Source organism: Microcoleus sp. LEGE 07076 (assembly GCF_015207455.1).
GTDB lineage: Bacteria > Cyanobacteriota > Cyanobacteriia > Cyanobacteriales > Microcoleaceae > Microcoleus.
Genome location: NZ_JADEWV010000211.1, coordinates 1 through 9,735, shown reverse-complemented (window position 1 = coordinate 9,735; position 9,735 = coordinate 1). Strand labels below are relative to the sequence as shown.

The window sequence follows — 9,735 nt, the reverse complement described above, 5'->3', positions numbered from 1 at the left end:
CTTGTACGACAGTTTAAAATTAAAACTGCGCTTTTTTCCACCCAATAAATACCGAATTTCGAGATTGACAGTGAATAAAAAACACTCAACAAAAAGACTCAGCAGCTTAGCTTCAGGAAGTTGGCTGCACAAATTAATTGGCAAATAAATTTTTACAACAAATATTATAGTAGTCAAAACAAATCGGTAAGTGCATTGGAAAACACAACATCAGAGTCACAAAACACGGTAAAAAACGAAAAGCTTTTTGCAGTTACTCCCGTTTCCCAACGCGCCGACGCGCTGGATGCGCTGCGGGGAATAGCAGTTTTAGCAATGGTTTTATCAGGTACAATAGCCCGCAAAACATTGCCGGCGTGGATGTATCACGCCCAACTCCCTCCACCAGACCACGTTTTTAATAACAAACTAGCAGGATTAACCTGGGTTGATTTAGTTTTCCCCTTCTTTTTGTTTGCAATGGGTGCCGCAATACCCCTAGCTTTGTCCCGCCGTATCGCCAAGGAATGGGATACAAAAAAAGTAATTTTATTTATTTTGCAAAGAGGCTGTTTATTGGCATTTTTTGCAATATTTCTCCAGCACATTCGCCCGACTGTAATTAGCCCGGAGGAAGCAAGCAGACTAAAGTGGTGGCTGGGATTGTGCGGATTTTTCCTATTATTTTTGATGTACGTTCGCTGGCCTCAAAAGTGGTCTGCATGGCTGCGTAGGGGGTTAACTCTGGCTGCTTGGAGTGCGGGAATAGTCTTCGTATCTCACATCAAATATCCCAGCGGTGTAGGATTTTCAGTTGACCGCAGCGACATCATCTTAATGGTACTTGCAAATATGGCCGTTTTTGGGTCGCTAATTTGGCTGTTTACTCGTTCAAATCTGTGGCTGCGAGTAGGAATTTTGGGTTTGTTGTTAGCGGCGCGGCTTTCTTCTCCTGCTGACGGTTGGATTAAGTTAATTTGGTCGTCATCTCCTGCGCCTTGGCTGTTTCAATTTGATTATTTGAAGTATTTGTTTGTGGTGATTCCCGGTACTGTTGTCGGGGATTTACTGAATCGGTGGATAGAGTATTATTCGCCGGCAGAGTCAAGTTATGCGAAGTGGAAGAGTTGGCGCTATTTTAGCATTATGGTGTTGATGTTGGCGATTGATTTAATCTTGTTAATTGGACTGCAAGCTAGATGGGTGTGGCAGACTTCGTTAGTGACGCTGATGCTGTGTTTGTGCGGTTGGGTTTTGTTGAAAAAACCTGGAAATGTCACGGAAAATTTATTGAACCACCTTTACAAATGGGGATTTTATTGGCTGGCTTTGGGTTTGCTGTTTGAGCCTTATGAAGGGGGAATTAAGAAAGATTCGGCGACGGTGAGTTACTTTTTTGTTACGTCGGGAATGGCGATTTTTCTGTTAATTGGGTTGACGGTAATTATCGACGTGTTTCAGAAAAGATGGTTTTTGCAGTTGTTTATTGATAACGGGTTAAACCCGATGATTGGCTACGCAGGATTTGCTAACATTATCTGGCCGATTCTGGTTTTAACTAAATGGGAACCGGTGATTGTTGAGATGACTTCAAGCAATCCGTTTATGGGGTTTTTGAGGGGGTTTGGATATACGGCGATTTTGGCGTTAATTGTGATGGGGTTTACCAGGTTGAAACTATTTTTGAGAACGTGAGATAATTAAAGGGCGAGAACATCTTCACGTTTGGTAAATATAATTTCCTCATCGGCTTGCCTAAATTCAATACTAAACTTATCAAACACAACTTCTCGCCCTAAAAGCATGATATCATTTCCGGTTTGCGATCGTCACAAAAAACGTTCGTAGTACGGACTTGCATAGGCTTTCATTTTGCAGACTCAAGTCCGCACGCGCGAACGAATCTGATTGCGGTAAATCCAACGGAAATAATATGACATCTGCTTTTGCAGAGGTTTTGTTCATAGATGATGCAGTGATTGGCTAGAGAGATTTGCTTGGAAAATCCTAGGGAGTTACAGTCTATGAAACTGACTTGAGAATGCCGCTTTCTAGCTGATAAATTGCTGCCATAATTCCAGTTTCAGGATTTGTGAGCAGGGACTTTTTGACATCTTTCAGGTATTCTACAATGTGTGCTCGCAAAATAGGTCTTTCCACTGTGACAGTGTGATTGTAATCCCACAAATCCCAGATGATTATGCCGATGCCGACAATCGGGTCGATTAAACCTACACCCAACTGACTTGCAACTGTACCGCCTGTTTTTGTTGCTACCTTGGCGGCGGCTTTGCTGGCAGCTTTTGCTGTAACTTTGCTGCCGACTTTGGCTGCCATTCCCAATATTAACGGCTTAGCAATTAAGTAGCCGCTGCCGCCAACTAACACTTTTAATGATAAGTTTGAAATATTTCCTTGGTCGCTAATTGTGGTAGCAATATCGTTGAGATATTTGTCCCATTGTACTTGCGGTATGTTATAATTATTTTGAACTACTTTCACATTTTTGCTAACTTCTTCGATATATAAATTAGCAGTATCTTGAATGATTAATTGGAACCGCATTTGAGAATTTCTCGGCACTAGCACGCGGTTGGCAAATTCTCTTTGAAAGTCTTCGGTTAATTTTTCCGAAACAGCTTGAGATGCTGCATTCATATCAAGTTTGTTCAGTACGGCTGATTTGACGAAATTGAAAGGAACTGTAAATTCCATCTTTTTTTGATTGAAGTAATCGAAGTACCAATCGAGGAAGTTGTTGTCTACTCGTGCAATTACTTCGGTTTCCCATTTGTCCAATTCTTTTGATGCAAAAGCTTCGGCTGTTGTATGGGATTGTTGGATGGCTTTTTTAACGTCTTGGTTGACTTTGCTGAAATCGTGGGGCGGGGAGACGACAACGGCTGTGGTTGCAGTATTTGTGAGGGACTGGGATATGAGAAAGTGACCTAATAGGGGAATGATGACTACTAGAATGACAACTGTCCAAATCATCGGTGTCACTGTTTTGATAAACTGAGCGAGCACTTTGAGGCGCTCTGTTTTTTGTGAATAGGTGATTTTTTGGTTGTCTTGATTCATGGCGGTTGCTCAACTGAGGAGAATTTGGCTAGTTTCAATTATAGGCGGCGATTTGTGAATTGTGTTGCGGGCGAGTAGCCTGGGATTCTGGAAGGGTTGGGGGAAAAGTGCGCCCTGTCATCCCTGACTGTATAATAGTTATAGCCTTAGTTATAATGCTCAGGTACTGACTTTTCCAAAAGTATAAAAAAGATGGTTCAAAAAATAGCTCTATTTAATCACAAAGGCGGCGTTAGCAAAACAACTACTACATTCAATCTAGGATGGATGTTAGCCACGAAGGGAAAAAAAGTAATCATAGTGGATGCCGATCCGCAATGCAACCTCACAGGGATGGTTCTGGGGTTTTCTACTAAGCAAGAGCTAGAGGGATTATATAAAAAAGAACAGAATATTAAATCAGGCTTAGCACCTGCATTTGAATCAAGGCCTAAGCTAATTGAGGCTGTAGATTGTTTGCCAGTAGAAGGGTGCGATGGTTTGTTTTTGTTGCCCGGTCATGTGGGATTTGCTGAATATGAGGTAACATTAGGCATTGCACAAGAGCTAAGCGGTTCAATTCAAGCATTGCAAAACTTACCTGGTTCAATTTCATATCTTTTGCAGAAAACAGCCGAGAAATTTAAGGCAGATTATATTTTGATTGATATGAGTCCAAGTTTAAGCTCAATCAATCAGAACCTACTGATGACCAGTGATTTTTTTATACTTCCTACCAGCCCCGACTTTTTTTCAGTAATGGCGATCGACTCTTTGGCAACAATTTTGCCAAAATGGTATGCTTGGGCTCAGAAAGCTTCAGAAATGAGGATTTTGAAAGATGCCGACTATCCATTTCCCAAAGTTACACCCCGCTTGCTTGGGACTGTAGTTCAAAACTATCGAATAATACGTCAAGAACCCGCCGCTGCTTTTCAGAAGTGGATAGATGGAATTGAAGAAGCTGTTTCTACTAGATTAGTACCATCTTTGCGAAAAAATAATATGCTACTAAGTAATCAGATGTACAATTATCAAGCAATTGGCAGTGATTTATGCCTTGCAAAAATTTCTGATTTTAACAGCCTTATTGCTAAGTCTCAAGAGCATCAAACACCAGTTTTTGCTCTCACGTCAAAGCAAATAGGGAGTGGTATAGTTTTGGAAAAGACTTTAGGAGCACAAGAAAAGTTCAAAAAAGTTTTTTCTACACTGACGGACAGAGTTATTGAGTTAACGTGCCATGCAGCCAGCAATTGATCTATTTCGCATCAGTATTGCTCGCGTTCGGGATCTGATTGCTGTGCATAATTCTCTAAAAGCTCAAGCTAGCAGTGTTTTGGATCTTTCCGATATGCTGAGAGCTGCACTTGTTCTAGCGGTTAGCGCTTTGGACTACTATATCCATGAAATTGTCAGGATCGGAATGTTAGAAATTCATCGCGGGCAACGTCCTGAACCGCCAGCATTTTCGGGGTTTCAAATTTCACTGGGTAACGCTCGTGCAGGTATAAACGCAGGACAAAATATTGATTCTTGGCTAGAAGATGAAATTCGCCAACGCCACAGCTACAAAAGTTTTCAGCAGCCAAATGCTATAGCTGATGCTGTCCGGCTGATTTGCGATAAAAAGTTGTGGGAAGAAGTCTCTATTAATATGGGTAGCCCTGCTAAAGATATAAAAACACAACTAAGTCTGATTGTCGATCGCCGAAATAAGATTGCACATGAAGCAGATATAGATCCTACTTTATCGTTAGGGAATCGCTGGCCTATTGATGAACTATTAGTTAATGAAGCGGTTGATTTTCTCGAACAAGTTGTTGAGAGCATACACAATATTTTGTAACCCGCGAGTCTAGACAATTGAAGGTAAAGGAATCTCATAGCTGTAGGGTGCGTCGCTATGGGATAAATGCCAAGGGCGAGAATTTTTGAAGCGACGCACCCTACTTTAACTTTTAGCAGCTAAAGGAATCTCATCTCCGCACTCACAAGCAGTCTCTATCCACAATTCCCTAGCTTCCTCAATGTTCTCCATCGCTTCAGACAAAGTTTCCCCCACAGACATACAACCCGGAAGGTCTTTTATTATCGCCGTATAACCTTCCGATTCTGGATAAAAAGTAATAGGATATTTCAGACTCAAATAATAATCCAGAGATGTGAATTGACTTTCATCCGCGTTCATCCGCGTTCATCCGCCCCATCAGCGGTTCAAAAAAATAAGGTGAGCAACGCCCACCTTACCATCTTACAAAAAACGATTAAACCTTCGCTTCATTCTTCACCAAATTACCCCAACCCAAATCCTTCAGCGAATTATTCCGGCGCAGCGGGCGAGTCACCAACTCCAAAATATCCCGCGCATTCCCAAAGCCGTGAATCTGAGCAAAAGTAAACTCAACTGACCACTTAGTATTAATTCCCCGCGCTTCCAAAGGATTAGCGTGGGCCATACCAGTAATCACCAAGTCGATATTCTGTTCGTAAATCCGCTGTAGCTGATTGTAATTGTCTGGTTTCTCGACAATCCGAGGATTAGGAACACCCATCTCGTGACAAGTCTTTTCTAACAAAGCCAATTCGGCGGCTTGATAGCGTTTGTCCATGTAAGGAATGCCGATTTCGGGACAAGTCATGCCGCAGCGAATCAAGAAACGCGCTAAAGAAATCTCTAGCAAATTGTCGCCCATGAAGAAGACAGATTTGCCGCGAATGATTTGCAGGTAATCTTCTAAGCCGGCCCAGATTTGCGCTTCCCGTTCGTCTAAACCTTTGGGTTCAATTCCCAACACTGAGCAAATCTTCTCAATCCAGGCGCGGGTGCCGTCTGGCCCGATCGGGAATGGAGCACCAATTAGCTTACACTTGCGGCGGCGCATCAGCGTAGAAGCGGTACGGGACAAGAAGGGATTCATGCCCGATACATAATAGCCTTCTTCCAATACTGGCAATTCAGTGTAGCGCTTGGAAGGCAGCCAGCCGGAAACTTTGATTCCTTGCTTCTTCAATTCTAAGGTTAGCTGAGTGACAACTGGGTCTGGCAAAGATCCGAAAAGTACCAGCGGTGTGTGGTTGACATATTCGGATTCATCGGCTGCAACTTCTTCTTTTTTCTTGCCGAAGTTTAGCAGTTGAGAGATGGCGTTTCTTTCTTGCTTCTGAGATTCTACTACAGGAGCTTTGTCAGGGCATTTAGCGGCCATTGCTGCTAAAACGGTATCTTCCCCTTGGGTAAAGGCGTAATCCAAGCCGTTAGCGCGGGCTGTGACGATGGGAATGCCGATTTCGGCTTCCAGCTTAGGTGCTAAGCCTTCCAAGTCCATTTTGATGATTTCGGTGGTGCAGGTGCCGATCCAGACAATGACGCTGGGGTTACGATCGCGCTTAATTTGCAAGCACAGCCGCTTCAACTCATCAAAATCGTTTAACTGAGCGGAAATATCGCCTTCTTCCAACTCAGCCATCGCGTAGCGGGGTTCGGCAAAAATCATTACGCCCATTGCATTTTGCAAGAAATAGCCGCAAGTCTTGGTACCGATGACCAAGAAAAAGCTATCTTCAATTTTTTGATAAAGCCAAGCTACGCAGCTAATCGGACAAAATGTGTGATAATTGCCTGTTTCGCATTCAAAGTTTAAAGCTTCTGGTTCGGTAGTAGTAATAGCAGTCATATCTCAAATGTTCTCCCTTTAAATTGTTTTTCGTCTCGAACTCGACAGGCGCGCGATCGATCGAGGAAATACTTGTTTCTGTTTGGCGATCGCATCTTTTGCTGCGGACAAGCATAGGTTATTTTTCGTCTCTACCGCGAACAGGAGTTCCGGCCTGAAAATAGCTGTTTTGGGCGATCGCCAACAATAATAGAAATACCGGCTTTGGGCGTAATTTCTCTGACCAATAGATGCAGCCCACTGAATCTTTCCGCAGCAGTCGCAGCATTCAAAATTAAAGCTCAAAAATTCTGGTCCAGGGTCTATCATCCCTCACAGCATTGATTTAGTTTTGTGCTGCTGGCTAATACAAAAAGCCATTTGATAGTTGTGAGTTTGAGTTAATTTTAAATTAACTCCTCGCAACTCACAACTGACAAATAGAGCGGGAAACTTCAAAACCACGAGAGACTTGACGATCGCAAACTCACTTAAAATCAGACAAAAAACCAGAAATTTCTTCATCATCATCGGCATCCAAATCACCGAGACCTAGAGCATCTAAGTCATCTTCATCAGGATCTCCGGTAGTTGCTTCCCCCAGATCGTCAAGCCCGAGATCGTCGAGGTCATCGTCATCAGATAAAGAGAAATCGTCAATACCGTCTTCGTCCAAATCGCCCAGGTCAATGTCTAGGTCATCTGAGGTCGATGCCCCAAACGGATCGGGTATTTCTTCGGCGACAAAATCTGGATCTTCTTCACCAAACGGATCGGATATCGCCACTTCGAGGTCGCCAGAGGTCAAAGTCCCAAATTGTGAGGCTTCTTCTTCATCATCGTCGAGGTCGAGACCGTCCAAAGCAGAGGCTTCTTCTTCCTCATCGTCAAGGTCGAGACCGTCCAAAGCCGAGGCTTCTTCTTCATCATCCAGGTCGAGACCGTCCAAAGCCGAGGCTTCTTCTTCCTCATCGTCGAGGTCGAGACCGTCCAAAGCCGAGGCTTCTTCTTCCTCATCGTCGAGGTCGAGACCGCCCAAAGCCGAGGCTTCTTCTTCCTCATCGTCGAGGTCGAGACCGCCCAAAGCAGAGGCTTCTTCTTCCTCATCGTCGAGGTCGAGACCGCCCAAAGCAGAGGCTTCTTCTTCCTCATCGTCGAGGTCGAAGTCTGATACGGCATCTTCCTCGTCGTCGCCCATGTCGAAGTCTGATAAGCCGTCTTCTTCATCATCAAGGTCGAGACCGTCCAAAGCCGAAGCTTCTTCCTCATCGCCCATGTCGAAGTCAGAGACAGCTTCTTCCTCATCGCCCATGTCGAAGTCAGAGACAGCTTCTTCCTCATCGCCCATGTCGAAGTCAGAGACAGCTTCTTCCTCATCGCCCATGTCGAAGTCAGAGACAGCTTCTTCCTCAAACTCATCAAAGGATTCCTCCTCGGAGTTCAGTGCATTAGCAGCCGCCAGACCGGCGACTCCGGCGACGACTCCGGCTGCTACTAATGTCGCACCGCCGAATTTATTGGATTTGGCATCAGCGGGTGCAGCAGTTGCTGTTTGAGTTGCTGCGGGTGCAGCAGTTGCTGTTTGAGTTGCTGCGGGTGCAGCAGTTGCTGTTTGAGTTGCTGCGGGTGCAGCAGTTGCTGTTTGAGTTGCTGCGGGTATGGGAGATTGGCCGGCCGTCTGTGGCGCGGTATTTGAGGGCATACCCAGCGCCATGTCAGGGTCAAAATTTAGCCCCAACACTTCGATCAGGCTGTCTGCATCCGGCTTGAGTTTTGAGAAGGGCAGCATCAATTGCTCGAGTTCTGGCTCGAGGGCAGCCGCAATTCCCAGGATGAGGTAAGAAACGGGCCTTTTCCCGCCGTCGGGAGTGGCTACCGTGTTGTCAGCCGTCATGTGCAGGAGCAGCCAGGCTCGATTTGCCTGGTAGTAGTCCAACCACTTCTGTTTGAGAGCAACTGAAAAAGTATCAAAAAAAGCCATAACCTCTTTATCCTCATCCTGATCGCTAGACCTATTAAACCATCATCAGGTCTAGCTCATCTTCCTCCTTATTGACCACCGGTTGAACAGGATTTAGATAAAAATCTGACAGCAGCGAGAATAATTCCCGATCGGGCGAGTCGTTGGGTACTACTCCTTCGGGGCTTGCCAAAATCTGGTCGGCGATGTTGAGGTAGTAATCGCAGACGTAATTGAGGGATGGGTCAGACTCTGCCATCTCAAACAAAGTTTTGCCTTTGACGCGAGAAACGCGGATGTCTTCGATCAGGGGCAGCACTTCCAGCACCGGCATGGGTACTGTGTCTATGTACTTGTCAATCAAGTCGCGCTTGGAGGTGCGGTTGCCGATTAAACCGGCAAGTCGCAACGGGTGAGTGCGGGCTTTTTCGCGGACTGAGGCGGCGATGCGGTTGGCTGCAAACAAAGCGTCGAAACCGTTGTCTGTAACGATCATGCAGTAGTCGGCGTAGTTCAATGGGGCTGCAAAACCGCCGCACACTACGTCGCCGAGCACGTCAAACAGGATGATGTCGTATTCGTCGAAGGCATTGAGTTCTTTTAGCAGTTTAACGGTTTCGCCGACTACGTAGCCGCCACAGCCTGCTCCTGCGGGGGGGCCGCCTGCTTCTACGCAGTCAACGCCGCCGTAGCCTTTGTAGATGACATCTTCTGGCCAAACGTCTTCGTAGTGATAGTCCTTTTGTTGAAGGGTGTCAATAATTGTGGGGATTAAAAAGCCTGTGAGGGTAAATGTGCTGTCGTGCTTTGGATCGCAACCGATTTGCAAAACTTTCTTGCCGCGCTTGGCTAGGGCAACTGAGATGTTGCAGCTTGTTGTCGATTTGCCAATTCCACCTTTTCCGTAAACTGCGAGTTTCACTCTTTGTTCTCCTATAGGTTTCTATCAAAACTGTGAGGGCTGGGGTTTCGCGCTTTGATGTTGCGATCGCCCAAATCCAATGCTTTTACTGCAATAGCCCAACTGCAATAGCTTTTCTTGTCAATTTGGGATTTGGCGCAAGTTAGCTGTTTAAAAGC

The 9,735-nt window shown here is 45.2% G+C and carries 9 protein-coding genes; 3 read left to right on the top strand and 6 right to left on the bottom strand.

The genetic code is table 11. From position 1 onward, the window contains the following. Nucleotides 1–195: 195 nt before the first annotated feature. On the top strand, nucleotides 196–1,674 hold the full coding sequence (locus tag IQ270_RS24700; protein WP_228056668.1) for a DUF5009 domain-containing protein: 1,479 nt from the start codon (nucleotides 196–198) through the stop codon (nucleotides 1,672–1,674). Between the two features lie 327 nt (nucleotides 1,675–2,001). Here IQ270_RS24700 and IQ270_RS24695 read toward each other — a convergent pair whose 3' ends face one another. Continuing rightward, complete coding sequence (locus IQ270_RS24695; protein WP_193975822.1) at nucleotides 2,002–3,060, bottom strand: hypothetical protein; 1,059 nt, start codon at nucleotides 3,058–3,060, stop codon at nucleotides 2,002–2,004. A 192-nt stretch (nucleotides 3,061–3,252) separates the two neighbouring features. Here IQ270_RS24695 and IQ270_RS24690 point away from each other — a divergent pair, with 192 nt between their 5' ends. Next, on the top strand, nucleotides 3,253–4,299 hold the full coding sequence (locus IQ270_RS24690; protein ID WP_193975821.1) for a ParA family protein: 1,047 nt from the start codon (nucleotides 3,253–3,255) through the stop codon (nucleotides 4,297–4,299). Next, nucleotides 4,283–4,888: a HEPN domain-containing protein gene (locus IQ270_RS24685; RefSeq protein WP_193975820.1), complete on the top strand. Its 606-nt coding sequence runs from the start codon at nucleotides 4,283–4,285 to the stop codon at nucleotides 4,886–4,888. The genes IQ270_RS24690 and IQ270_RS24685 overlap by 17 nt, the downstream gene beginning before the upstream one ends. A 105-nt stretch (nucleotides 4,889–4,993) precedes the next feature. On the opposite strand, the gene IQ270_RS24680 is transcribed toward IQ270_RS24685, so the two are convergent. From IQ270_RS24680 to bchL, 5 genes are all read right to left on the bottom strand, one after another. Then, nucleotides 4,994–5,230 (bottom strand): type II toxin-antitoxin system HicB family antitoxin, encoded by a 237-nt coding sequence (locus IQ270_RS24680; RefSeq protein WP_193975819.1) that lies wholly within the window; start codon nucleotides 5,228–5,230, stop codon nucleotides 4,994–4,996. A gap of 76 nt (nucleotides 5,231–5,306) precedes the next feature. Next, nucleotides 5,307–6,716 (bottom strand): ferredoxin:protochlorophyllide reductase (ATP-dependent) subunit N, encoded by a 1,410-nt coding sequence (locus tag IQ270_RS24675; protein WP_228056667.1) that lies wholly within the window; start codon nucleotides 6,714–6,716, stop codon nucleotides 5,307–5,309. Nucleotides 6,717–6,734: 18 nt separating this feature from the next. Beyond that, nucleotides 6,735–7,025: a hypothetical protein gene (locus IQ270_RS24670; RefSeq protein WP_193975818.1), complete on the bottom strand. Its 291-nt coding sequence runs from the start codon at nucleotides 7,023–7,025 to the stop codon at nucleotides 6,735–6,737. 157 nt (nucleotides 7,026–7,182) lie between these two features. Continuing rightward, nucleotides 7,183–8,676 carry a DUF5331 domain-containing protein gene (locus IQ270_RS24665; protein ID WP_193975817.1) on the bottom strand — a complete coding sequence of 498 codons (1,494 nt, stop codon included), beginning with the start codon at nucleotides 8,674–8,676 and terminating at the stop codon, nucleotides 7,183–7,185. A gap of 34 nt (nucleotides 8,677–8,710) precedes the next feature. Continuing rightward, nucleotides 8,711–9,577 carry a ferredoxin:protochlorophyllide reductase (ATP-dependent) iron-sulfur ATP-binding protein gene (bchL, locus tag IQ270_RS24660; protein ID WP_193975816.1) on the bottom strand — a complete coding sequence of 289 codons (867 nt, stop codon included), beginning with the start codon at nucleotides 9,575–9,577 and terminating at the stop codon, nucleotides 8,711–8,713. Nucleotides 9,578–9,735 lie beyond the last annotated feature (158 nt).